This window comes from Amycolatopsis jiangsuensis (assembly GCF_014204865.1).
Lineage (GTDB): Bacteria > Actinomycetota > Actinomycetes > Mycobacteriales > Pseudonocardiaceae > Amycolatopsis > Amycolatopsis jiangsuensis.
Window position 1 is genome coordinate 6,088,681 of sequence record NZ_JACHMG010000001.1, and the last position, 21,848, is coordinate 6,110,528.

General features: G+C 70.4%; 23 protein-coding genes. 12 read left to right on the forward strand and 11 right to left on the reverse strand.

The window, feature by feature from the left end:
- Position 1: 1 nt before the first annotated feature.
- The 4 genes from BJY18_RS27660 to BJY18_RS27675 all read left to right on the forward strand — a co-directional run bounded on the left by BJY18_RS27660 (position 2) and on the right by BJY18_RS27675 (position 4,315).
- Entirely contained in the window at positions 2-1,000 is a 999-nt protein-coding gene (locus BJY18_RS27660) for an ABC transporter permease (RefSeq protein ID WP_184782850.1), read from the forward strand.
- Positions 997-2,016 (forward strand): ABC transporter ATP-binding protein, encoded by a 1,020-nt coding sequence (locus BJY18_RS27665; RefSeq protein ID WP_184782851.1) that lies wholly within the window; start codon positions 997-999, stop codon positions 2,014-2,016. The genes BJY18_RS27660 and BJY18_RS27665 overlap by 4 nt, the downstream gene beginning before the upstream one ends.
- A gap of 13 nt (positions 2,017-2,029) precedes the next feature.
- Positions 2,030-3,436, forward strand: coding sequence for a GH1 family beta-glucosidase (locus BJY18_RS27670; protein WP_184782852.1), 1,407 nt, complete (start codon positions 2,030-2,032; stop codon positions 3,434-3,436).
- A gap of 147 nt (positions 3,437-3,583) precedes the next feature.
- Positions 3,584-4,315 carry a DUF2306 domain-containing protein gene (locus BJY18_RS27675; RefSeq protein ID WP_184782853.1) on the forward strand — a complete coding sequence of 244 codons (732 nt, stop codon included), beginning with the start codon at positions 3,584-3,586 and terminating at the stop codon, positions 4,313-4,315.
- 57 nt (positions 4,316-4,372) lie between these two features.
- Here BJY18_RS27675 and BJY18_RS27680 read toward each other — a convergent pair whose 3' ends face one another.
- Positions 4,373-5,374: a YbhB/YbcL family Raf kinase inhibitor-like protein gene (locus BJY18_RS27680; protein ID WP_246458989.1), complete on the reverse strand. Its 1,002-nt coding sequence runs from the start codon at positions 5,372-5,374 to the stop codon at positions 4,373-4,375.
- Positions 5,375-5,418: 44 nt separating this feature from the next.
- Between BJY18_RS27680 and BJY18_RS27685 the strand changes: the two genes are divergently transcribed.
- Positions 5,419-6,078 carry a GntR family transcriptional regulator gene (locus tag BJY18_RS27685; RefSeq protein ID WP_184782854.1) on the forward strand — a complete coding sequence of 220 codons (660 nt, stop codon included), beginning with the start codon at positions 5,419-5,421 and terminating at the stop codon, positions 6,076-6,078.
- Here the strand turns inward: BJY18_RS27685 and BJY18_RS27690 are convergent.
- A complete protein-coding gene (locus BJY18_RS27690) occupies positions 6,060-6,773 on the reverse strand; it encodes an SDR family NAD(P)-dependent oxidoreductase (protein ID WP_184782855.1) in 714 nt (237 codons plus the stop codon). The two genes, BJY18_RS27685 and BJY18_RS27690, sit on opposite strands and share 19 nt — an antisense overlap.
- Positions 6,774-6,856: 83 nt before the next feature.
- On the opposite strand from BJY18_RS27690, the gene BJY18_RS27695 reads away from it, so the two are divergent.
- Positions 6,857-7,876: an Lrp/AsnC family transcriptional regulator gene (locus BJY18_RS27695; protein WP_184782856.1), complete on the forward strand. Its 1,020-nt coding sequence runs from the start codon at positions 6,857-6,859 to the stop codon at positions 7,874-7,876.
- Here the strand turns inward: BJY18_RS27695 and BJY18_RS27700 are convergent.
- Both BJY18_RS27700 and BJY18_RS27705 read right to left on the reverse strand, forming a co-directional pair.
- Positions 7,873-9,012 carry an acyl-CoA dehydrogenase family protein gene (locus tag BJY18_RS27700; RefSeq protein WP_184782857.1) on the reverse strand — a complete coding sequence of 380 codons (1,140 nt, stop codon included), beginning with the start codon at positions 9,010-9,012 and terminating at the stop codon, positions 7,873-7,875. The two genes, BJY18_RS27695 and BJY18_RS27700, sit on opposite strands and share 4 nt — an antisense overlap.
- Positions 9,009-11,360, reverse strand: a complete 2,352-nt coding sequence (locus BJY18_RS27705; RefSeq protein ID WP_184782858.1) for a bifunctional salicylyl-CoA 5-hydroxylase/oxidoreductase — start codon at positions 11,358-11,360, stop codon at positions 9,009-9,011. Before BJY18_RS27705 ends, BJY18_RS27700 begins: the two co-directional genes overlap by 4 nt.
- 65 nt (positions 11,361-11,425) lie before the next feature.
- On the opposite strand from BJY18_RS27705, the gene BJY18_RS27710 reads away from it, so the two are divergent.
- Positions 11,426-11,818 (forward strand): RidA family protein, encoded by a 393-nt coding sequence (locus BJY18_RS27710; RefSeq protein WP_184782859.1) that lies wholly within the window; start codon positions 11,426-11,428, stop codon positions 11,816-11,818.
- Here BJY18_RS27710 and BJY18_RS27715 read toward each other — a convergent pair.
- A complete protein-coding gene (locus BJY18_RS27715) occupies positions 11,808-12,656 on the reverse strand; it encodes a PaaX family transcriptional regulator (RefSeq protein ID WP_184782860.1) in 849 nt (282 codons plus the stop codon). The genes BJY18_RS27710 and BJY18_RS27715 overlap by 11 nt on opposite strands.
- Positions 12,657-12,777: 121 nt before the next feature.
- Between BJY18_RS27715 and BJY18_RS27720 the strand changes: the two genes are divergently transcribed.
- Together BJY18_RS27720 and BJY18_RS27725 are read left to right on the forward strand one after the other, a co-directional pair.
- Positions 12,778-13,434: a GNAT family N-acetyltransferase gene (locus BJY18_RS27720; protein WP_184782861.1), complete on the forward strand. Its 657-nt coding sequence runs from the start codon at positions 12,778-12,780 to the stop codon at positions 13,432-13,434.
- Between the two features lie 63 nt (positions 13,435-13,497).
- Positions 13,498-13,965 carry a nitroreductase family deazaflavin-dependent oxidoreductase gene (locus BJY18_RS27725; protein WP_184782862.1) on the forward strand — a complete coding sequence of 156 codons (468 nt, stop codon included), beginning with the start codon at positions 13,498-13,500 and terminating at the stop codon, positions 13,963-13,965.
- 13 nt (positions 13,966-13,978) lie between these two features.
- Here BJY18_RS27725 and BJY18_RS27730 read toward each other — a convergent pair whose 3' ends face one another.
- Entirely contained in the window at positions 13,979-15,133 is a 1,155-nt protein-coding gene (locus BJY18_RS27730; protein ID WP_184782863.1) for an acyltransferase family protein, read from the reverse strand.
- A gap of 104 nt (positions 15,134-15,237) precedes the next feature.
- Positions 15,238-16,386, reverse strand: a complete 1,149-nt coding sequence (locus tag BJY18_RS27735) for an FAD-binding oxidoreductase (protein WP_184782864.1) — start codon at positions 16,384-16,386, stop codon at positions 15,238-15,240.
- Between the two features lie 70 nt (positions 16,387-16,456).
- On the opposite strand from BJY18_RS27735, the gene BJY18_RS27740 reads away from it, so the two are divergent.
- From BJY18_RS27740 to BJY18_RS27750, 3 genes are read left to right on the forward strand one after another with little or no spacing between them, the layout of a single operon-like run.
- Positions 16,457-17,365: a LysR family transcriptional regulator gene (locus tag BJY18_RS27740; protein WP_184782865.1), complete on the forward strand. Its 909-nt coding sequence runs from the start codon at positions 16,457-16,459 to the stop codon at positions 17,363-17,365.
- Positions 17,362-18,159, forward strand: coding sequence for an oxygenase MpaB family protein (locus tag BJY18_RS27745; RefSeq protein ID WP_184782866.1), 798 nt, complete (start codon positions 17,362-17,364; stop codon positions 18,157-18,159). Before BJY18_RS27740 ends, BJY18_RS27745 begins: the two co-directional genes overlap by 4 nt.
- 41 nt (positions 18,160-18,200) lie before the next feature.
- Positions 18,201-19,160: a DNA polymerase domain-containing protein gene (locus BJY18_RS27750; protein ID WP_184782867.1), complete on the forward strand. Its 960-nt coding sequence runs from the start codon at positions 18,201-18,203 to the stop codon at positions 19,158-19,160.
- A gap of 3 nt (positions 19,161-19,163) precedes the next feature.
- Here BJY18_RS27750 and BJY18_RS27755 read toward each other — a convergent pair whose 3' ends face one another.
- Genes BJY18_RS27755 through BJY18_RS27770 form a run of 4 tightly spaced genes read right to left on the reverse strand, consistent with a single transcriptional unit; the run spans position 19,164 to position 21,814 of the window.
- Complete coding sequence (locus tag BJY18_RS27755) at positions 19,164-19,565, reverse strand: VOC family protein (RefSeq protein ID WP_184782868.1); 402 nt, start codon at positions 19,563-19,565, stop codon at positions 19,164-19,166.
- A gap of 32 nt (positions 19,566-19,597) precedes the next feature.
- Positions 19,598-20,200, reverse strand: coding sequence for a TetR/AcrR family transcriptional regulator (locus BJY18_RS27760; protein ID WP_184782869.1), 603 nt, complete (start codon positions 20,198-20,200; stop codon positions 19,598-19,600).
- A 25-nt stretch (positions 20,201-20,225) separates the two neighbouring features.
- Entirely contained in the window at positions 20,226-20,417 is a 192-nt protein-coding gene (locus BJY18_RS27765; protein ID WP_246458991.1) for a ferredoxin, read from the reverse strand.
- Positions 20,414-21,814: a fatty acid desaturase gene (locus tag BJY18_RS27770; protein ID WP_184782870.1), complete on the reverse strand. Its 1,401-nt coding sequence runs from the start codon at positions 21,812-21,814 to the stop codon at positions 20,414-20,416. Before BJY18_RS27770 ends, BJY18_RS27765 begins: the two co-directional genes overlap by 4 nt.
- Positions 21,815-21,848 lie beyond the last annotated feature (34 nt).

The window sequence follows — 21,848 nt, forward strand, 5'->3', positions numbered from 1 at the left end:
CGTGGCCGTACCCGCCGCCGACCTCAAGGCCGCCGCCCCGGAACCGCTGCCCCCGGACTCGATCACCGGGCCCGCCGCCCGCCGGCGCCGGTTCCGCTTCCTGTCCGGCGGAAAGGCCCTCACCGGGCTGATCGTGCTCGCGTTCTTCGTGGTGCTGGCCGTGATCGGGCCCTGGATCGCGCCGTACGACCCGTCCGCGCGCAGTGACGACCTGATCGAAGCCCCGTCCGGCAGGCACTGGTTCGGCACCACGCACCTGGGCCAGGACGTGTTCAGCCAGGTGCTGGCCGGTACCCGCAGCGTGATGCTGGTGGGCGTCACCGCCGGGGTGGTGGCGACCATCCTGGCAGTGCTCGTGGGCGTCACCTCGGGCTACCTCGGTGGCACACCGGGCGAAGGACTCTCCGCACTGTCCAATGTGTTCCTGGTGATCCCGGCGCTGCCGCTGATCATCATCATCGGCACCGCGTTGCCCAGCGGCGGGGACACCCTGGTGGCGGTGGTGATCGGGCTGACCTCGTGGGCCTGGGGCGCGCGGGTGCTGCGTGCGCAGACGCTTTCCCTGCGCCGCCGCGACTACGTGGAGGCCGCCAGGGCCAGCGGCGAGCCGACGTGGCGGATCATCTTCTTCGAAATCCTGCCGAACCTGACCGCGGTGATCGCGTCGAGTTTCGTGGGCACCGTCGTGTTCGCGGTGATGTCGGAGATCACGCTGGCCTTCGTCGGAGTGTCCGCGTTCTCCGACTGGAACTGGGGCACCATCCTGTTCTGGGCGCAGAGCCAGCAGGCGCTGGCCCAGGGCGCGTGGTGGTGGTTCGTGCCGGCCGGGCTGGCCATCGCGGTCCTCGGCACCGCGCTGTCCCTGCTGAACTTCGGCATCGACGAGTTCGTCAGCCCGCGGCTGCGGTCGGCGGGCACAACCAGGGTGAAAAACGCCGAGGGCAAGACCGTGCGCCTGCGTGCCGGGTTCACGCCGGTGCTGGGCCGGGAGAAACGATGAACGAACCGGTACTCGAAATCCAGGGTCTCGACGTCGACTACGGCCTCGGTGCCGAGGCCGTGCACGCGGTCCAGGACGTGCATCTCACCTTGCACCGCGGGGAAGTGCTGGGCCTGGCCGGGGAAAGCGGCAGCGGCAAGTCCACTTTGGCCTACGGGCTGACCCGGCTGCTCCCGCCGCCGGGGATGATCCGCGGTGGGCGGGTGCTGTACCACCCCGAGGGCGGCGAGCCCTACGACGTGCTGCGGCTGACGCCCCGTCAGCTGCGCGACTTCCGGTGGGCCGAGACGTCGATCGTGTTCCAGGGCGCGATGAACTCGCTGAACCCGGTGCACAAGGTGTCCACCCAGCTGGTCGACGTGCTCAAGGCACACGACCCCCAAAGCACCAGGGCTTCCCGGCTCTCCCGTGCGCGCGAGCTGTTGCGGCTGGTGGGGATCTCGGCCGACCGGCTCGACGCCTATCCGCACCAGCTCTCCGGTGGGATGCGCCAGCGCGTGATGATCGCGATGGCGCTCGCGCTGGAACCCCGCGTGGTGATCATGGACGAGCCGACCACCGCGCTGGACGTGGTGATGCAGCGACAGATCCTCGCGCAGCTGGTCGAACTGCGTGAGCGGCTGGGCTTTTCGGTGCTGTTCATCACCCACGACCTGTCGTTGCTGGTGGAGTTCTCCGACCGGATCGCGATCATGTACGGCGGTCGCATCGTGGAGCAGGCCCGTGGCGTGGAGCTCTACCGGGATTCCCTGCACCCCTACAGCGACGGGCTGCTGCACTCGTTCCCGGCGTTGCGCGGGCCGCGCCGTGAGCTGACCGGGATTCCCGGTTCGCCACCGGATCAGCGCGCGCTGCCGCCGGGCTGTGCCTTCGCGCCCCGCTGCCCGCACGCGTTCGACCGGTGCCACAGCGAGGTGCCGGTGCTGGACGTGCCCGCGGACCGCGACGGCAGCGACCGGAGCGTCGCCTGCTGGCTGCATCCGTCGACCGGTCCCACCGCCGCTGTCCCGTCGTAGAGAAGGAGATCCGTTGACCGAGACCACCGACGCGGCGACCCGCGAGCAGCAGGCGCTGATCGACACGTTGCCCGCCGATTTCCGCTGGGGTGTGGCGACCGCCTCGTACCAGATCGAGGGCGCGGTGGCCGAGGACGGACGCACTCCGTCCATTTGGGACACTTTCTGCCGGCTGCCGGGGACGATCGACAACAACGACACCGGCGACGTGGCGTGCGACCACTACCACCGGATGCCCGAGGACATCGCGCTGGTCCCGCAGCTGGGTGCGGACACCTACCGGTTCTCCGTGGCCTGGCCCCGGATCCAGCCACGCGGTCGGGGTGCGATCAACGAGGCCGGCATCGGCTTCTACGACCGTCTGGTGGACGAGGCGCTGGCCCGAGACGTGGCCCCGTGGCTCACCCTGTACCACTGGGATCTGCCGCAGGAGCTGGAGGACGCGGGTGGCTGGCCCGCCCGGGACACCGCGTACCGCTTCGCCGACTACGCGATGCTGGTGTTCGACCGGCTGAAGGACCGGGTGCGGCACTGGACCACGCTCAACGAGCCGTGGTGCTCGGCGATGCACGGTTACGTGAACGGCGTGATGGCACCCGGACGGCGCGACTTCCCGGCGGGCATCAGGGCGATCCACCACCTTCTGCTCGGCCACGGCCTGGCCACGCAGCGGATGCGCGAGGCGGCGCCGGCGGACACGCAGTTCGGGATCACGCTCAACATGAGCACCGCGGATCCGGCCACCGACAGCGAACTCGACCGGGAAGCCGCCCGCAACGCCGACGGGATGGGAATCCGCGTCTACCTGGACCCGCTGGTGCGCGGTCGTTATCCGGAGGACGTCGTGGCCGATCTCGCGGCGCGCGGTGCGGAACTGCCGGTCGAGGACGGTGATCCGGAGCTGATCTCGGCGCCGCTGGACTTCCTCGGCGTGAACTACTACTTCGGCGTGCAGCTGTCCGGCACCGACGAGCACGGCCGCGCGACCGACGAGAACGGGCTGCCGGTGCAGCGGGACGTCCCGTTCGGCGAGCCGACCACGTCGATGGGCTGGGAGATCCTGCCCGGCAAGCTCACCGAACTGCTCACCCGCGTCGGCCGGGACTGTCCGGGCGTGCCGATCTACGTGACGGAGAACGGGTCGGCGTTCGAGGACGAGCCGGACGACGCGGGCTACGTGGCCGACGACGGCCGGACCGCCTACCTCGCCGCACATCTCGCGGCGGTCGCCGCGGCCCGGCAGCAGGGCGCCGACATCCGCGGCTACTTCGCCTGGTCACTGCTGGACAATTTCGAATGGGCCTACGGTTACGCCAAACGTTTCGGCCTGGTCCGCGTCGACTACGAAACGCAACGTCGCACGATCAAGCAGAGCGGCCACTTCTTCCGGGACACCGTCCGCCGCGTCCGGGGATCCTGAGCCGCACACCGCGTCAGGGGGCGGGTCACCTGGCCGAGGGTAAGGCTGTCCCCACCCCGGTGACGGCAGTCCGCACCATGGTTGCCCGCCCCTGTCCACCCCTACGTTCGGAAGGGTCGCACCGGACGAACGAGGGAGAGTGGCGACATGACGGCGGGGACGGAACTTCGACCGCAGGTGCAGACGCCGGTGCCGCCCACGGCCCCGGCGAAGCCGCGGCGGGCCTGGTGGCGGCGGCCGTGGGTGGGGCCGTTGGCGCTGCTGGTGATCGCCTTCCTGTCGTTTTCACTGCCGCCGTACCTGGCGTTGGATCCGGCGCGGTCGCGGGTGCCGGCGCCGGAGGGTTTCCCGGCGTACTACTGGTTCCTCGTGGGCCACGTCGTGTTCGGCTCGATCGCGATGATCACCGCGACCGTGCAGATCTGGCCCTGGGTACGCCGGAAGTTCCCGGTGCTGCACCGCTGGTCCGGGCGGGCGTACGTGTTCGGCGGGGTACTGCCCTCCGGTGCGCTGGCGCTGACTGTCGGTTCGATCAGCCCGTTCGGCCCGACCGCCAGGGCCAGCGACGTGCTGCTGTCGGTGCTGTGGATCGGCGCGACGTTCGCCGGTTACCGCGCCGCCAGGGAACGCCGATTCGGCGACCACCGGCGCTGGATGATCCGCAGCTTCGCGCTGACCTTCTCGATCATCTTGAACCGGGTGATCTCACCGATCGCGGCCATGATCCTGGAACCGCAGGTGGCCACCACGTTCGGGGGCAGCGAGCTGGCGCTGACGCAGTCGATCGGTTCGATCTCGTCGTGGGTCAGCTGGACGGTGGCGCTGGTCGCGGCGCAGCTGTGGCTGGACCGCAAGCCACGCCGCGCGGTCGCTGCCTGACCGGGATCCGGCGGTGGCGTTCGGTGGCTGGGGGACACCGGACGCCATCGCCGGCTTTCAGGACCGCCGGGCGACGGTGCGCTCCAGGATGCCGAGCGTGGCCTTCAGCGCCGACTCGGGAACGACCGGGAAGATGTTGCGCGCCTTCCACGACTCCTCGATCTCCGACCAGTCGTAGTAGGACGTGACGAGCGTGCCGCCCTCGGCGGGCTCCAGGCGGTAGCCGTAGAGGTGGCGGATGTAGGGCCGCTGTCCGCCCTCGATCGTCCAGGCGATTTCCTTGTTCGGCTCGAGGGTCGTGATGACCACGTCGACGTCGTACTTGCCCAGCGGGAAGTCACCGAGTGCTTCGCGGTTCATGTGCACCACGAACCGGTCGCCGGCCTGTTCGACCGGTTTCCCTTCGGCGTCCATGAGCATGCCGGACGCGTCGATGTCCACGTGGCCCTGCGGATCGGCCAGCACGGCGAACACCGCCTCGGCCGGTGCCGGGATCAGCCGGGAGACCTCGATGCGTTCCGGACCGGGGGTCTCCGCCGTGCCGACCAGGGTGGCGCGGCCGAGGGTGTGCGTGAACATGGTGAAGTCCAGCACCGCCGGGCTGCTGTCGGCCGGGAGCCCGAGATCTTCGACGTCGAGGGCGTGCACGGTGATGAAGTACCGGTGCGGCCCGTGCCCGGCGGGCGGCGCGGCGCCGGCGAACCGGGGCTGCCCGAGATCGTTCGGCAGCTGGACCGCCGGTTCGGGCGGCTCGGCGCCTTCGGGGAGCGAGGTGACCGAGGCCGGGAGGTTGACCACGGCCCAGTGCCAGAAGCCGGACATGGTCGGCGCGTCCGGGTCGTACACCGTGATGGCGTAGCTCCGGGTGCCCAGCGGGGCGCCGCTCCAGGACAGCTGCGGGCTGACGTCGGAGCCGGACAGCTGCGCCTCTGCCAGCGGCTGCCCGTCCCGCACGCTGGTGCTGGTCAGGGTGAAACTGGCTGCCTCGGACAGGCGTGCGAACGGATCGGTGGTCGGCATCGGGACCTCCTTGTCGGGGTGATCAGTCGCGGCGATCATCGACCACCTTACAGATAATCGATTATTTTGCTAGTCTGCCCGGTATGACCAAGACGGACGGCGCTCCCTCGGTCCGCGCGTACGGATCGCTGCGACGCGCGATCCTGCACGGCGACTTCCACCCCGGGCAGTCGCTGAAACCGAATGAGCTGGCCGTCACTCACGGGGTGAGTCTCGCGGTCGTGCGCGAGGCCCTGCTCCGGCTGGTCGGCGAAGGACTGGCGGAGCGGTTGCCGAACCGGGGTTTCGTGGTGCCGGAGGCGGACGGCGCACGGTGGCAGGTGCTGGCCGAGGCACGGGCGACGGTGGAGCCGGCGATGCTGCGGATGGCGATCCACCGCGGCGACCTCGAATGGGAGGCCCACGTGCGGGCCACCCACCACCGGCTGGCCGGCACGCCGCCGTTCGACGCTGCGGGCGCTCGTTTCCACTCCGACGAGTGGGCCGCGGTGCACCACGGATTCCACCGCGCCCTGCTGGAGGCGTGCGGCAACGACATCCTGCTGGACACGTTCGAACGGCTGTGGACGGCGAGCGAGCTGTACCGCCGCTGGTCGGGGGAGAGCGCGCCGGATCGCGACCACCTGGCCGAGCACGCGGAACTCGAAGGCCTGGCGTTGCGGCGGGAAGGCGAGCGAGCGGCCGAGGTGCTGGTCCGGCACCTCAGCCGCACGGCCGCCGACCTTCACCAGGGCACGGTCTGACCGAAGCGGTCCAGGTATGCGAGCCCGGTCTCGTCCAGCCGCGACAGCAGGACGTCCACGATCGGCGGGACGCTCTCCTCGAGGGTGTACGGCGCGTCCGGCCCGCCGAGCCCGGTGCGGATCCAGCCCGGCGCGATGAGCGCGAAAGCACGTTCGCTGCCGGCCTGCCGGGCCGCGAGACTGCGCATGAACATGTTCAACGCCGCCTTGCTGCTGCGGTACAGCTCGCGTCCTCCCTTGGTGTTGTTGGTGATGCTGCCCTGTCCCGACGACATCGCGCCGATCAGCCCGGCCGGGGACACGAGGTCGTCGAGCGTCTCGATGACCCGCATCGGACTGAACGCGTTGGTCACCATCACCTCGACGAAGTTCTCGAGGGGCACCGCGCCGGCGGGCGTGTCCTGGTGGCTCGTGGTCCCCGCGTTGACGAAGAGCACGTCGAGTTCCCGCTCGCCGAGGCGTTCACGCAGGGCGGCGGGCTGGGTGGGTTCGTTGATGTCGAGCTGCTCCACGCGGACGCGGCCGCCGGAGCGCTCGGCCAGCTCGTGCAGTGGGGTTCGCGCGGAAGTGTCCCGGACTGTGCCGATGACGTGCCAGCCCCGCTCGAAGAACTCGGCCGCGATCGCGTGGCCGAGGCCGCGGGACGCGCCGACGATGAGGGCCGTCCGCGGGTGGTCGATGTTCGTTGATGCCATGCCGTCGAGTCTTCGCGCCGGTTCGGCTTCACGGCACGTGGAGAGGGCGGTTTTGTAGAATCATCTCCCGGAGAGGAGCACGAATGGCTGATTCCGGCAGTTTGGTACCCGAGGATGTGCGGATCATTCGTGCCCTGCAGATCGCCCCCCGTGCGTCGTTCGCCTCCATCGCGAACGTTCTCGGTGTTGCCGAAGGGGCGGTCAGCCGTCGTTACCGGCGGCTGCGTGCTGACGGTGTCATGCGCGTCGCCGGTATCCCCGACTCCGGGGCGCTGGGGCAGAGCCGGTGGATGGTACGGCTGCGCTGCCGCCCGGGCAGCGTCGCGGCGATCGCCGATGCGCTCGCCAAGCGCGACGACGTCAGCTGGGTGGCTCTCGGCGCCGCGGGCTCGGAGATCACCTGCGCGGTGCGCTCCTGGACCGAGGAGCAACGCGAGGACCTGCTGGGCCACCGGCTTCCGCGCACGGCCGCGGTCCTCGACATCAACGCGTCCGCGATGCTTCGTCAGTTCCTCGGCGGCCGTGGTCACTACTGGGCCGCGCTGCGCGGAACGCTGACCACAGAACAGGAAGCGCGTCTCGGGACCGAGGGCAATCCGTTCTCCGAGGCCCCGGTCGTCGCCAGGGAACCAGCGGACCTCACGGCTGCCGACAAGAAGCTGCTCGACGTGCTCGCCGCGGACGGCCGGGCCGGTCTCGTCGAGCTCGCCGCGGCAGCGGACCTGACGCCAGGGCGGGCGTCGCGCCGGTTGCACACCCTGCTGGAGCGCAGGGTCGTGCACATCGACGTCGAGATCTCCGCCGCGGCACTGGGCTATCACGCTCGGGCGATCCTGTGGCTGCGGGTGCACCCGTCGGCGGTCAAAAGCGTCGGGCGAGCCCTCGCCGAGGAGCCCGAGATCGCGTTCGTCGCCGCGGTTTCCGGGCCGTACAACATCCACGCCGTGGCGCACTGCCACGACCTCGACGAGCTGTTCGAGTTCACCTCGGACCGGATCGGCTCGTTGTCCGGACTGCAGAGCATGGAAGTGTCGCCGATCCTCAAGCACGTCAAGCAGGCGGGCACACTGCTGTCCGGCGCCCGCCTCGTCGCGCCGCTCTAAGCGCGCAGCGAGCGGGCGATGATGGTGCGCTGAATCTCCGACGCGCCCTCATAAATCCGGGGCGCGCGAACTTCGCGGTAGAGGTGTTCGAGGAGATGCCCGCGGCGGAGGGCGCGGGCACCGTGCAGCTGGACCGCCGAGTCGACCACGTACTGCGCGGCTTCCGTGGCGAACAGCTTGGCCATCGCGGCCCGGCCGCCGAGGTTCTGCTCGCCCGCGTCGTAGGCCGAAGCCGCCGCGTACACGAGCAGCCGCGCGGCTTCCGTGCGCGTCGCCATCTCCGCGAGCGTGTGCGCCACGGTCTGCTGCTTCACCAGCGGCCCGCCGAACGCTTCCCGCTCGGCGGTGTACTCGACGGCCGCGTCCAGCGCCGCCTGCGCCATCCCCACCGCGAAGGCTCCGACACTCGGCCGGAACAGGTCCAACGTCCGCATGGCGACGGCGAAACCGCGGTTCTCCTCGCCCAGCAGCTCCTCCCGGTGCACGCGGACGCCGTCGAACACGCACGTGCCGATCGGATGCGGGCTCACCAGGTCGAGGTGCCCTCCGCCGAGCCCGGCCCGGTCGCCGGGCACCACGAACGCGCTCACGCCGCGCGAACCCGCGTCCGGATCGGTGCGCGCGAACACCGTGTAGAAGTCGGCTTCCGGCGCGTTGGAGATCCACATCTTCTCGCCGGTCAGCCGCCAGCCGTCCCCGTCGCGTTCGGCGGCCAGCCGCAACGCCGCCGCGTCCGAACCGGCATCGGGTTCGGTGAGCGCGAAGGCGGCCACCGCGTCACCGGAAGCCACCGCGGGCAGCCAACGAGCGACCTGGTCGTCCATTCCGGACTGAAGGATCGGGTAAGCACCCAGCCCCTGCAACGCAAGTGCGGTCTCGGCTTCGGTGCTCCGGCGGGCCAGCGCTTCCCTCAGCAGGCAAAGCTCCATTGCCGCGGCCTGCCGGGTACTCTGTCCACTGTCGACTCCGGGGAACAACCGGGCCAGCAGCCCGTGCGAGCCCATCGCCTTGAGCAACGGCCGGTTCACCGCACCCTCGGTGCCCGCCTCGGCCAGCGGGCGAAGCTCCTCGGTGGCGATCCTCCCGACCGATTCGGTCAGCTCGCGTTGTTCGGCGGTCAGTGCGAAAGCGTTCATCGGGCACTCCCGGGTCGCCAGCGGGCGTGTGCGGTCTGCCGTCCTCCGGTGCGGACCAGGTCCAGCCGTGGCTGTGGCCCGTCGGTCCGCCCGGTCTGCGGCCGCCGGTTGCCGGCCGCCCACGGTTTCGGCCACGCGACCGGGAACTCCTGCTCGGCCGCGGCATGCAGCGTCCACTGTGGATTGTAGAGGTGGGTGCGCCCGATCGCGCACAGATCCGCGCGGCCGGCCAGGATCAGCGAGTTCACGTCGTCGTAGGAGGAAATCGCGCCGACCGCGATCACCGCCGTGCCGTGGCGCCTGCCGACCTCGTTGCGGATCCGGTCGGCGTAGGGCGTCTGGTAGCTGCGCCCGAACTTCGGCCGCTCCTCGCTGACGACCTGACCGGTGGACACGTCGATCGCCGCGGCACCGTGTTCGGCGAACGCCTGCGCGATCGCCACTGCCTCGTCGGCGTCGTTCCCGCCCTCGAACCAGTCGGTGGCCGAGATCCGCACCGTCATCGGCCGGTCCTGCGGCCACACCGCACGCATCGCGTCGAACACTTCCAGCGGGAACCGCAGCCGGTTTTCCGGAGATCCGCCGTAGCTGTCGGTGCGGTGGTTGGTGAGCGGCGAGAGGAACGACGACAGCAGATAGCCGTGCGCGCAATGCAGCTCCAGCAGATCGAAACCGGCGCGGGCGGCCGCACGGGTGGCCGCGACGAACCGCTCCCGGATTTCCGCCAGGTCCGCCACCGACAGCTCCCGCGGTGTCTGGCTGTTCGCCGAATACGGCAGGGGTGAGGGTCCGCTGACCTCCCAGTTGCCCTCGGGCAGCGGCTCGTCCATCCCTTCCCACATCAGCTTCGTGGAGCCCTTCCGGCCGGAATGCCCCAGCTGCAGGCCGATCTTCGCGGGCGTCTCCCTATGCACGAAGCCGACGATCCGCTGCCACGCCCGCTCCTGGTCCGCGGTGTAGAGCCCGGGGCAGCCCGGCGTGATCCGGCCCTCGGCGGACACGCAGATCATCTCCGTCATCACCAGTCCGGCGCCGCCCAGTGCCTTGCCGCCCAGGTGCACGAGGTGGAATTCCCCCGGTACCCCGTCCACCGCGGAGTACATGTCCATCGGGGACACCACCACGCGGTTGGGTAGCTCGAGCGGGCCGATCCGTGCCGGCTGGAACATCGGCGGCGCCACGGAAGTACCCAGCTGACCGGCGAACCACTCGTCCAGCTCGGCGGCGAACTCGCGGTCGCGCAGCCGCAGGTTGTCGTAGGTGACCCGGCGGCTGCGGGTCAGCAGGTTGAACGTGAACTGCTCGGGTTCCTGATGCGTGTACTGCGCGAGGTTTTCGAACCACTCCAGGCTCGCCTGTGCGGCCCGCTGCGTGGAGGCGACCACCGGACGACGCTCTTGTTCGTACGCGGCAAGGGCATCCGGCACGTCCGGCTGCTCGTGCAGGCACGCCGCGAGCGCCAGCGCGTCCTCCATGGCGAGCTTCGTGCCGGAGCCGATCGAGAAGTGCGCGGTGTGCGCGGCGTCGCCGAGCAGCACGACGTTCTCGTGCACCCAGCGTTCGCAGCGCACCGTGCCGAACGTCGCCCACTTGGAGTTGTTGGCCAGCACGCTGTGTCCTTCGAGCACGTCCGCGCACAGCTCACGGATCAGCTCGATCGACTTCTCGTCGCTCTCGCCCGGCGCCAGCCCGCTCGCCGCGATCGGGCCGAACGCCCGCTGCCACACGTCCTCGTGCAGCTCCAAGATGAACGTGCTGCCCTGCTCGGAGTAGGGATAGCCGTGGATCTGCATGATCCCGTACGGGGTGTCGAGAATGTGGAACTTGAAGGCGTCGAAGACGAGATCGGTGCCGAGCCAGATGTAGCGGCACTGCCGGGTTTCCACGGTCGGGCCGAACGCGTCGGCGAAGCTCGTCCGCGCGCCGGAGTTCACGCCGTCCGCGGCGACCACGAGGTCGTACTCCGCGGCCAGCTCGGCGGCGTCCGGGGCCGGTGTCCGGAAGCGGACGTCCACACCGAGCTCACGGCACCGCTGCTGGAGGATCGCCAGCAGCCGTTTGCGGCTCATCGCGGCGAACCCGTGCCCACCCGAGGTGGTGACGGTGTCGCGGTAGTACACGTCGATGTCGTCCCAGCGGGCGAACTCGCGGCTCATCGCCTCGTGCACCGCGGCGTCGGCGTGCTCGATGCCGCCGAGTGTCTCGTCGGAGAACACCACGCCGAAGCCGAACGTGTCGTCCGGGGCGTTGCGCTCCCAGACGGTGAGCTCGTGTTCCGGGCCGAGCTGCTTCGCGAGCACGGCGAAGTACAGCCCCGCCGGGCCACCGCCTAGAACCGAAATTCGCACCCCCCCAGGTTATGTCGTAATGGGCACGGTCGTCAACGATCCGATAGATGGGTTAGGGTGCCGGCATGGAACGGATCAATCCGCCCGAGCTGGGCCGTCCGTCGGGCTTCTCGCACGCGGTGACCGCCGAGGGCCGGTTCGTGTTCCTCGCCGGGCAGACCGCGCTGGACGCGGACAACCGGATCGTCGGAGACGGTGTGGTGGCGCAGTTCGAACGCGCGCTCGGCAATCTGCTCACCGCGCTGCGTGCGGCCGGGGGCGAGCCCGCTGACCTGTGCAGTCTCACGGTGTACGTGGTCGATATGGACGATTACCGTGTCCACGCTCGCGAGATCGGGCGGGTGTGGAAGCAGCTCGTCGGCGCCGACTACCCGGCGATGGCGGGCATCGGGGTGCGCCGGCTGTGGGACGTCGAGGCCCTCGTGGAGGTCCAGGGCCACGCGGTGGTCAGCCGCTGAGCGCCTGGCGCAGGTACTGCTGCGCCGCCGATTCCAGGCGGTCGTGGAGGGTGAAGAACACCTCGGCCGCGCGGATCCCGGACCAGCCGGGTGGAAGCAGCCCGGCAGGCAGGCCGGGGTCCAGGTACGGCATCCGCCGCCACCCCGTGAGCACCTGCAGGTAGTCGGCGAAGGCCTCGCGGCCCGAGGTCGTGCGGCGCCGCTGCCAGCGTCGCAGCGCCGGTTCGTGCTCGTCGAGGAACGCGGTGTACAGCTCGTTGAGCTGGTCGAGATCCCACCACTCGCGCACCTTGTCACGGGCGTCGCCGAAGGCCAGGTGCTCGGCGCGGAACAGGTCGGCGTAGCTGTCCAGTCCGAGCCGGACGAGCGTGGCCGCGGTGACCTCGTGCAGGTGCGCGGGCGCGATCCAGACACCCGACGACGCGGTGCCGAAGCCGAGCCGGGCCAGCTGGGTGCGTAGTACGTGCCGTTTGTTCCGTTCGGTCTCCGGTACCGAGAACACGGCGAGCAGCCAGCCTTCGTCCAGGGTGGCGCGCTCGCGGCGGAAGATGCGGTCGTCACCCTCGCGGAGGATGTCCAGCCCGGTGGCGGACAGCTCGTATCCGGCCGCGCCTTCGTGGCGCACTGCCTGCAGGATGTCGCGGCGCTTGAGCCGGGAGATGGAGGACCGCACGGCCGGTTCGTCGATCCCGGCCACGGCCAGCAGGTCGATCAGCGAGGCGACCGAGAGCCAGCCGCCGCCGGCCCGGTGGTGGAGCCCGTAGATCGACACGATCAGCTGGCGTGGCTGTGCGCCACGCCCGGGTTCGGCTTCGGTTGCCCCGGGTACGGCCGTCATCCGGTCACCATACTGTGCTGGTCGCCGTCGCCCCGGTGGCCGCCACGAGTGGCCCGGCGTCCGGTCGGATCGGGCGCCGCGGCGGCCGGCGGCGAGTAGCATTCCGGCCGCGATGGTCGACATGTCCGCACCACCCCTGTTGAGCCGGCTGACCCGACGCGGCCGGCTGATGGCCAAGCGCAGGTGCGACCGCCGCGCGCACGCGTTCACCCTCGGCCGCTTCCTCTTCCGTACCCCCACTGCCTGGGAGTATGCCGCCGCGGTGGCCGGCGGCAGCGACCCGGCCGCGCAGCGGTGGCTCGGCTGGCTGCCCGGTTCGGTGGTCGCCGAGCCGATGCGCGGTGAGGCCCTGCGGGTGGTACCGGGCACCGGCCCGGAATGGACGACACCGGATCCCCATTCGGTGGACGTGGTCGCGCTCGACCTCGTGGCCGGCCGCTGCGCGGGCCTGGTGAGCGTGCACGCGGGTGAGGACGGCGGCCCGGAAACCGGCGGCTACCTCGCCCCTGCCTACCGCGGACGAGGGCTGGGCCGGGAGCTGTTCGCCGCCGGCCTTGCCCTTGCCCACGAGCACCTGGGCCTGACCAGCGTGCGGGCCGGAGCCGAGATCGGCAATGTGGCCAGTGGCCGTTCGCTGGAGGCGGCCGGCCTGCGCCGGGTGGCGGGCCCACCGCGGTACACGCTGCCGGACGGCCGGACCTGCGAAGCGTGGTGGTACCGGCACGACGTGCCGTGGCCGGACCGCTGTGGCGGACCGCCGGCGAAATGGCTCGGCTGAGGCCCGGGGGAACAGCGGCCGCGCGCTCGTTGTTGACTGCGATCACCAACGAGGAGGACCTGGATGTCGGATTTCGACCAGCAGTTCAACGAAGAGGTGCGCAGGCACGGGGGCGAGGAGGCCGCCCCGGTGGACTTCAACCAGCAGATCATCGACGAGTTCCGCGCGAACGGGGGCAAGGTCGGTGGCCCGTTCGAGGGCGGGAAACTGCTGCTGCTCACGCATACCGGCGCGAAGAGCGGTAAGCAGCGGGTGCTGCCGCTGGCCTACACGACCGACGGTGACCGGCTGGTGATCATCGCGTCCAAGGCGGGCGCCGACACCAACCCGGACTGGTACCACAACCTGCGTGCCCACCCGAGGACGACGGTCGAGGTCGGCGCGGAGAAGTTCGAGGTGACCGCGCGGGTCGTCGAGGACCGCGCGGAGCGCGACCGGCTGTACGCCGCCATGGTCGCGGAAATGCCCGGCTTCGCCGACTACGAGAAGAAGACCAGCCGGGTGATCCCCGTGATCGTCCTGGAACGCTGACCCCGGCGGCCGCTCAGCCGACGGCAGCCTCCATCCGGGGCTCGACCGCCGGCGGGGCGGCTTTTTCCTCGGCACGGGCGCGCCGGCGGGCGATGAGCTGCTTGCCGGTGCGGATGAGTGGTTGCTCCACCCAACGGTGGATCAGGTCGGACACGCCGAGGTCGACCACGAACACGGTGAGCGCGGTGAGCAGGCTGCGCTCGGCCAGCTGCGGCACCGCCTGGATCACCGCGAAGTGCACCGGACCCTGCAGCAGGTAGAGCGAGTACGAGCGTTCCCCGACGAACCGCATCGGCGCCGTCGAGAGCAGCCACCGCGCCGGACCGGGTGACAGCAGCACGACGAGCAAGAGCATGGTCACCCCGGCGTAGCCGACGAGCAGCAGCACGTTCTCGCGGGTTTCGGACCAGAGCGCGTCCAGGTTCGTGTGCAGCAGGAGGAACCCGGCGACGATCGGGATCGCCGCGAGCGGGTGGGTGAGCGGCCGCAGCACCGCGAAACTGCGCCGGTAGTGCAGCAGGATCGCCAGCAGGCAGCCGCTGAGCAGGATGAAGTAGTGCACGGTGGAGCCGTAGATGGCGGTCTTCGATCCGTCGAGGAGCCAGCCGCCGGTGCTCACCGGCAACAGCACCAGGAGCACGGCCATGGCCGCGAGCGCGAGGCCGAACTTCCGTCGCGCCGCCCCGATCCCCACCGCGACCAGCAGGAACGGCCAGACCAGGTAGAACTTCTCCTCGATGCCCAGCGTCCAGGAGCCGGAGAAGAAGTTGTCGCTGCCGTTGCCCTCGGATCCGGGGAAGAACTCGTTGAGGAAGGTCAGGTAGTACTTCAGCGCGTGCGGGAAGTCGCGCGCGAGGAACTCGCCGCGCAGCAGCACGAACGCGACGATCCCGCCGAGGATCACCAGGTACGGCGGCAGGATCCGGAACACCCGGCGCAGGTAGAAGTCGCGTAGCGAGATCCGGCCGGTGCGGTCCTGTTCGCGCAGCAGCAGCGTGGTGATCAGGAAGCCGGACAGCACGAAGAAGACGTACACGCCGACCCAGCCGGACAGCCAGGTGAAGTTCGGCCCGGCGAAGTGGTAGAAGACGACGATCGTGGCGGCGAGCGCGCGCAGCCCGTCGAGCCCGGGGAACCGGCGCGTGCCGAGGTACTCGTCATGGCTCATCGTCTGCAAAAAATCGACCCCTTCGCCCGGTTCGGGGCCGAGTATATGGGTCCCTTCGTCCCTCCCCGGAGGTGGGCTGACCTGGGGTAACCCGGCCTGCGCGGTCAGCTGAGCGGCTGCCCGTACACGAAGCTGCGCAGCCGGCCGGTGGAGCCAGGGGTGAGCGGGTCGAACAGCTTCGCCTGCGCCGCGTGCACGGTGGCCGGATCCGGATCGACCACGGACAGGGCGCGCACTGTGTAACGCGACTCCGGGGTGAAGTCCGGGGCGGTGCTCCGGCGGTAGGCGCCGCCGAGGAGATCGATGATCAGCACGGTCGGCACCGGGGCGTCCGGGCCGGCGTGGTCGAGCACCGTGGTCAGCACGTCGTCGGGCAAGGACGGCAGTACCCGGTTGTCGCCGAGGTAGGCGTGCGGGTGCGGGGGTTCGGCGGCGATCGTGCCGGACTCGGTGAACGGCATGGTGGCCAGGGTGTCGCGCAGCGGGCCGAGGGCACGCAGTGGCGCGACCAGCCGGTCGCCGTCGTCCGCCGAACCGGCGTAGGCCACCCGGACGTGGGCGATGTGCTTACCCCGCAACGGTTCCGGCACCATCGGCAGATCCGGGTACGGGATCATCGCCAGCGACGTGCCGAGCGCGTCCGGCAGGTCGGCGGTCCAGTCGCGCCAGCCGCGCAGCACGTCGGCGAGCCGTTTCGGGCCGAAGTGCAGGCCGCCGCCGTAGATCGTGCGCAGCGGAAAGAGCGAGAACTCCAGCGCGGTGACGATGCCAGCCTCGAGCGGCCCGCGCGTGACGGTGCCGTCGGGGAGGACCACGTCGGCGGAGCGGACGTGGTCGGCGGCGAGTCCGAACTGCCGGCCGAGCAGGCCGAAGCCGCCACCCAGGGTGTAGCCGGTCACGCCGACACCGGGCGCCGAACCGCTGAGTGGCGCGAGCCCGTGCTCGGCGGCCGCCTCGATCACCGCGGCCCAGGTCGTCCCGGCCGCCACCCGGGCGAGACCGCGGCTCGGATCGATCGACACGCCGGTCATCCGCCGGGTCGAGACGAGCACCCCTTCCGCCGGGGTACCCAGGCCGTGACCGGTGGCCTGTACCGAGATCGGCAGGCCACGTCGGGCGGCGAGCCGGACGGCCGCGGCGACGTCGTCCGCGCCGGTCGCCGCCACCACCAGCGGCGGGGTGGACGGCACGCCGGTCTGGAACCCGGCGATCTCCTCGAGGTAACCGTGCTGGTCAGGGGTGAAAGTCTGCATACCGAAAGCGTGGCCGCTCGCTGACGAGAAGTCCAAGAGATAGTACTTCCACGAGCTAGAATTGCTCCTTATGGAATTACATCAGCTGGCCTACGTCGTCGCGGTCGCGGAGGAAGCCAATTTCACGCGGGCGGCGGAGCGGCTGCACGTCGCCCAGCCGGGAGTCAGCGCGCAGGTCCGGCGGCTGGAGCGGGAGCTGGGGCAACCCCTGTTCGACCGTTCCGGGCGCACCGTGCGGCTCACCGGGGTCGGCGCCGCGGTGCTCCCGCACGCCCGGGCCGCGCTCGCCGCGGTGGAGGCGGTGCGCGAGACGGTCTCCGAGCACGACGGGCTCGTCCGCGGCCAGGTGGCGATGGGAATGGTCACCTCGGCCGGTCCGGTCGCGTTGCCGGAGTTCCTCGCCGGCTTCGCCGAGCACTACCCGGGGGTGGAGATCACGCTCGCGGAAGCCAACTCCGACGTGATGGCCGAGGCGCTGCGGGAAGGGCGGCTCGACGTGGCGGTGATCGGCCTCGCCGACGGTGTGCCCGCCGGGCTCGCCACTCAGGTGCTGCTGGACGAGGAGCTCGTCGCGGTCACCGGCCCGGGAGACGACTTCGTCCGCCGAGCCGACGTCACGCTCGCCGACCTCGCCGGCCGCTCGCTGATCTGCCTGCCGAAGGGCACCGGTGTGCGTGGCGTGCTGGATCGCGCGTTCGCCGCGGCGGGGCTGCGCCCGCGGGTGACGATCGAGGCCAGTGACCCGAATGTGCTGGCACAGCTGGCAATGCGGGATCTCGGTGTCGCGCTGGTTCCGGAGTCGCTCGCCCGCTATTACGCTGCGGAGCTGCACCGGTTGCCACTGCGGCCGTCGCTGCGTGGTCAGCTGGCGCTGGCGTGGCGGGCCACCGGCCCCGCCGGTCCGGCGGCGCGTGCGTTGATCCAGTTCGCCCGCACGACGCTCGACGGCGCGTCGTCGTCGGCGGAAGGAGCGCGATGACCGACGTACTCGGAGAGTCCCTGCTCGGTGTCGGGTTGCTCGCCGGGAGTGCCAACGTGGTCATGCAGCTCGCGCGTCCGGAAGTCGGTTACGGAGTGCTGGAAAGCACTGTCGAGTCCGGGAACCTGTTCAAGCATCCGCTGAAACGCGCACGCACCACCTACACCTACCTCGCGGTCGCCGCCCTCGGCACCGACGAGGAGCGCGCGGCGTACCGGCGGGCAGTGAACGTCTCGCACGCGCAAGTCCGCTCCACCGCCGCGAGCCCGGTGCGATACAACGCTTTCGACCCGGAGTTGCAACTGTGGGTGGCCGCCTGCCTGTACCGCGGGCTCGAAGACGTGCACCGGATCGTGCTCGGCCGCCCGGTTCCGGAAGCGCTCTACGGTGAGGCAGCCGCGCTCGGCACGACGTTGCAGGTCCGGCCGGAGCAGTGGCCCGCGGATCGCCTTGCCTTCGAGGAGTACTGGACCGCCGGCCTGTCCAAGGTGGACATCGACGACCGGCTGCGTGAATATCTGACCTCGCTCGTCGATCTCCGGTTCCTGCCCCGGCCGTTCGGTGTCCTCTTCGGACCGGCCCACCGCTTCGTGACCGCGGGATTCCTGCCGGCGCAGTTCCGGGAGCAGCTGCGGCTTCCGTGGTCGGCCACGGACCAGCGACGGTTCGACCGGCTGATGCGCCGGATCGGCCGCGTGGTGCGGCTGCTGCCGCCGTCGGCTCGGCGGTTCCCGTTCGGTCTCTGCCTCGCCGGCCTCAGGCGGCGGCGCCGGAAGGGGGAACCGCTCGGGTAGGCGGTTGACCTGGCAGTACCGGCTCGGCAAGGGTGATGTGGATGAGCACCTCGGACGAGGAACGCCACGGCGTCCGCCTCACGCACCTGGACCAGGAGTTGTTCGCCGGTGCCGGGGCGTGCAAACGCGACCTCGTGGACTACTTCGACGCGGTCGCCGAGCGGCTGCTGCCGGTGCTGTCCGACCGGCCGCTGTCGGTGATGCGCGTCCTGCGCGGACAGGAAGCGTTCATGCAGAAGAACCTGCCGAAGTACACCCCGGACTGGGTACCGCGCACCAGCCTGTGGGCGGAGAGTTCGCATCGCACCGTCACCTACGGCCTGTGCAACGACCGTCGCACCCTGCTGTGGTTCGGCAACCAGCGCGCGGTCGAACTGCACCCGGCGCTGACCCGCGTCGGCCACGAAGGCCCGACCGACCTGATCATGGACCTGGATCCGCCCGAGGGTGCCCCGTTCGGCGTCGCGGTGGCCGCCGCCCGCCTGGTCCGCGAGGCCCTGGCCGACGCTGGCCTCGCCGGAGCCCTCAAGACCAGCGGGTCGAAAGGCGTGCACGTCTTCGTGCCGCTGACGCCCGGTCAGTCCTTTGAGGACGTCGCCGCGGCGACTCGGGCACTGGCCGCGCGAGCGGAACGGCTGGACCCGCGGCTGGCGACCACCGCCTTCATCCGGGAAGACCGCCACGGCAAGGTGTTCCTGGACTCCACCCGCGCCGGCGGCGCCACCGTGGCCGCCGTCTACAGTCCCCGGATCCGCCCGGGCGCGCCGGTGTCGTTCCCCGTCCCCTGGACCGACGCGGACGACGTCGCACCCGCCGACTTCACCGTGAAAACGGCGCCCGCCCTCCTCGGTGACGCTGACCCGTGGGTCGCGGAACTCCCCGCCCCCCAACGACTTCCGGCGGACCTGGTGGCCGAGGGCCACACCATTCCGATCGCCAGGGTGGCGGCCATGCACGAGGGCAAACGCCGAGCGCGCGCCCGCCGGAAGCCGGAGTCGTAAGGCTCAGCCCGTCACCGGTGCGCTCAGCTGCCAGGACACGCCCCACCGGTCGTTGACCCAGCCGAACGGGCCGAAGCCGTAGTCGTCCAGGGGCATCAGGGTGCCGCCGCCGTCGGCGAGGGCCTCGAAGAGCCGCTTCAGGTCGGCCTCGGAATCGAGGGTGACGAACAGTGACATCGACGGCGTGAACTCGAACTGGTGCTTCACGAAGCTGTCGCTGCACCGCACCCGCTGCCCGGCCACGGTGAACTCGGCCAGCACGACGGTGCCTTCCGGGCCGGGGCCCTCGGCGCCGTAGCGCTGGTCGGACAGCACGGAGTCGCCGGGCAGCAGGGACGTGTAGAACTCCATCGCCTCGGCGGCGTCGCGTTTCTGGAACATCAGAAAGGGAACGAGGTCGGCCATGGGTGCGAACCTCGCAGTGACAACTACTTTTGTCAAGGACGGTCGGTGCCCAGCAGCCGGGCGGTCACCCAGGCCAGCGAATCGGCGGTGTGGGCCGGGGTGTCCGACGGCTGCATCACGTGGCTCAGCACCGCGCGGACGACGAGGTCGATCACCACGGTGATCCGGTCACCGGCCAGCGGCGGTGCGTAGCCGCGGACGCGCTCGGCCAGCATCGTCTGCGCCTCGGTCAGCAGGGTGCCGGCGCGGGTGGTCAGCAGCGGCAGGAACTCGGTGTCCGTGCCGTGGGTCGCCGAGGCGATGGCCCGCAGCAGGACGTTGTCCTCGGCCAGTTCGAGGACCGCGCGGGCCGCTTCGCGGATCGCTTCCACGAGGTCGCCGGGGTGCCGGTCGAACGCCGCGCCGACAGCGGTGAGGAACCGGCTCAACTCGTGCGCGATCATCGCTTCGGCCAGCGCGGTCTTCGAACCGATCTCGTTGTACACCGTCTGCCGGCTGACGCCGACCAGTTCGGCCAGCCGGGCCATGGTCACCGACGGCCAGCCCGAGCGCGCGGTCAGCTCGATCGCCGCGGTGATGATCGGCCGCCGGTACTGGCCGCCTTCGGCGGAAGGGACCACGCTCATGGCGGTCATGGTAACCGCGCGGCGAAGGTGTTCTTCAGTGCAGCTTCAACGCCAGCACCGGGCAGGCGTCGACGGCCGCGGTGAGGTCCTTGCGGTGTTCCTCGCCCGGGGCCGGGTCGTGGACCACCACCGTGCCCTCGTCGCTGACCTCGAAGAACTCCGGCGCCATCGTCTCGCACATGCCGAGCCCTTCGCAGCGGGTCAGATCCGCTTCGATCCGCATCATGCACCCATCCTTCCCGGAGCCACGAAATCCATTTTCTCCCGGACCCCGCAGTCGGGGCAGCACCAGGAATCCGGGATCGCCGTCCACCGGGTGCCCGCAGGGAATCCCTCGCGGGGGTCGCCGCGCCGCTCGTCGTAGACGTAACCGCAGCCGGGACACATCCCGCCTTCCGTCGCGTCACCGTGCACATCGGACAGTTCCACGGCCGGCGAGTCCGCACGAGTGCCGTGGCGGGCCAGGATTTTCTCCCGTTTCCCCGGTTGGATGTTCGCCCGTGCGAGGTCCCCGTCGAAGTGTGCGAGCACCCGCGGATCCATCACTCGGCGCCACAGCGGCGGTACCAGCGCGAGCACGATCATCCCGGCGTAACCCGTGGGCAGGACCGGGGATTCGGCGAAGTCACGCAAGGACTGGTAACGCCGCGTGGGGTTGGCGTGGTGGTCGCTGTGCCGCTGCAGGTGATACAGCAGCACGTTCGTCGCGATGTTGTTGGAGTTCCAGCTGTGGCTGGGATCGACCCGCTCGTACCGGCGCCGCTCCGGCGGGCCGACCCGCTGCCGCAGCATGCCGTAGTGCTCCAGGTAGTTCACCACTTCCAGCAGCGAGAACCCGACCACCGCCTGGATCAGCAGATACGGCAGGACGCCGAAACCCAGCCACGCCACCATCGCCACCCACAGCACCGCCGACATCAGCCACGCGTTGAGCACGTCGTTGCCGATCCGGTACGGATGGCGCTCCCGCCGGGCGTAACGCTTGCGCTCCAGCCGCCACGCGGACTTCAGCGAGCCGAAGACGGTCCGCGGCCAGAACCGGTAGAAACTCTCGCCGACCCGGCTGCTGGCCGGATCCTCCGGCGTCGCCACGCGCACATGGTGGCCGCGGTTGTGCTCGATGTAGAAGTGTCCGTAGAAACTCTGCGCCAGCGCGATCTTCGACAGCCACCGCTCGTGACTTTCCTTCTTGTGCCCGAGTTCGTGCGCGGTGTTGATGCCGATCCCGCCGATGCAGCCGATCGAGACGGCCAGCCCGACCTTGTCCACCACGGACAGCCCGCCCGTGGCGATCAGCCAGAACGCGAAGCCGAAGCCGAGGTACTGGATCGGCAGGAACAGGTAGGTGATCCAGCGGTAGTAGCGGTCCCGCTCCAGCCGCTCGAGCACGTCGTCCGGCGGATTGCTGCGGTCGAGCCCGGTGATCAGGTCGATCGCGGGCACGATCACCAGGATCACGATCGGCCCGATCCAGAACCAGACACCCCATCCCGTGGCGGCGTGCAGTCCGATGGCGAGGAAGGCCAGTGCGGGCACGACGAGCCCGATCAGCCACAGGTACCGCTTGCGGTCGGTCCACCGTTCGGTCGAGCCGACGGGCACCGTGCCGGTCATTTCGCTCATCGCGCCCTTTTCCGTTGGCTGGCTTTACAGAAAG

Excerpts from the sequence above, each read along its gene's own strand:
- BJY18_RS27665 (WP_184782851.1), top strand. The coding sequence starts at position 997 with ATGAACGAACCGGTACTCGAAATCCAGGGTCTCGACGTCGACTACGGC.
- BJY18_RS27675 (WP_184782853.1), top strand. The coding sequence starts at position 3,584 with ATGACGGCGGGGACGGAACTTCGACCGCAGGTGCAGACGCCGGTGCCG.
- BJY18_RS27680 (WP_246458989.1), bottom strand. The coding sequence starts at position 5,374 with ATGATCGCCGCGACTGATCACCCCGACAAGGAGGTCCCGATGCCGACC.
- BJY18_RS27685 (WP_184782854.1), top strand. The coding sequence starts at position 5,419 with ATGACCAAGACGGACGGCGCTCCCTCGGTCCGCGCGTACGGATCGCTG.
- BJY18_RS27690 (WP_184782855.1), bottom strand. The coding sequence starts at position 6,773 with ATGGCATCAACGAACATCGACCACCCGCGGACGGCCCTCATCGTCGGC.
- BJY18_RS27695 (WP_184782856.1), top strand. The coding sequence starts at position 6,857 with ATGGCTGATTCCGGCAGTTTGGTACCCGAGGATGTGCGGATCATTCGT.
- BJY18_RS27700 (WP_184782857.1), bottom strand. The coding sequence starts at position 9,012 with ATGAACGCTTTCGCACTGACCGCCGAACAACGCGAGCTGACCGAATCG.
- BJY18_RS27710 (WP_184782859.1), top strand. The coding sequence starts at position 11,426 with ATGGAACGGATCAATCCGCCCGAGCTGGGCCGTCCGTCGGGCTTCTCG.
- BJY18_RS27715 (WP_184782860.1), bottom strand. The coding sequence starts at position 12,656 with ATGACGGCCGTACCCGGGGCAACCGAAGCCGAACCCGGGCGTGGCGCA.
- BJY18_RS27720 (WP_184782861.1), top strand. The coding sequence starts at position 12,778 with ATGTCCGCACCACCCCTGTTGAGCCGGCTGACCCGACGCGGCCGGCTG.
- BJY18_RS27725 (WP_184782862.1), top strand. The coding sequence starts at position 13,498 with ATGTCGGATTTCGACCAGCAGTTCAACGAAGAGGTGCGCAGGCACGGG.
- BJY18_RS27730 (WP_184782863.1), bottom strand. The coding sequence starts at position 15,133 with ATGAGCCATGACGAGTACCTCGGCACGCGCCGGTTCCCCGGGCTCGAC.
- BJY18_RS27735 (WP_184782864.1), bottom strand. The coding sequence starts at position 16,386 with ATGCAGACTTTCACCCCTGACCAGCACGGTTACCTCGAGGAGATCGCC.
- BJY18_RS27740 (WP_184782865.1), top strand. The coding sequence starts at position 16,457 with ATGGAATTACATCAGCTGGCCTACGTCGTCGCGGTCGCGGAGGAAGCC.
- BJY18_RS27745 (WP_184782866.1), top strand. The coding sequence starts at position 17,362 with ATGACCGACGTACTCGGAGAGTCCCTGCTCGGTGTCGGGTTGCTCGCC.
- BJY18_RS27750 (WP_184782867.1), top strand. The coding sequence starts at position 18,201 with ATGAGCACCTCGGACGAGGAACGCCACGGCGTCCGCCTCACGCACCTG.
- BJY18_RS27755 (WP_184782868.1), bottom strand. The coding sequence starts at position 19,565 with ATGGCCGACCTCGTTCCCTTTCTGATGTTCCAGAAACGCGACGCCGCC.
- BJY18_RS27760 (WP_184782869.1), bottom strand. The coding sequence starts at position 20,200 with ATGACCGCCATGAGCGTGGTCCCTTCCGCCGAAGGCGGCCAGTACCGG.
- BJY18_RS27765 (WP_246458991.1), bottom strand. The coding sequence starts at position 20,417 with ATGATGCGGATCGAAGCGGATCTGACCCGCTGCGAAGGGCTCGGCATG.
- BJY18_RS27770 (WP_184782870.1), bottom strand. The coding sequence starts at position 21,814 with ATGAGCGAAATGACCGGCACGGTGCCCGTCGGCTCGACCGAACGGTGG.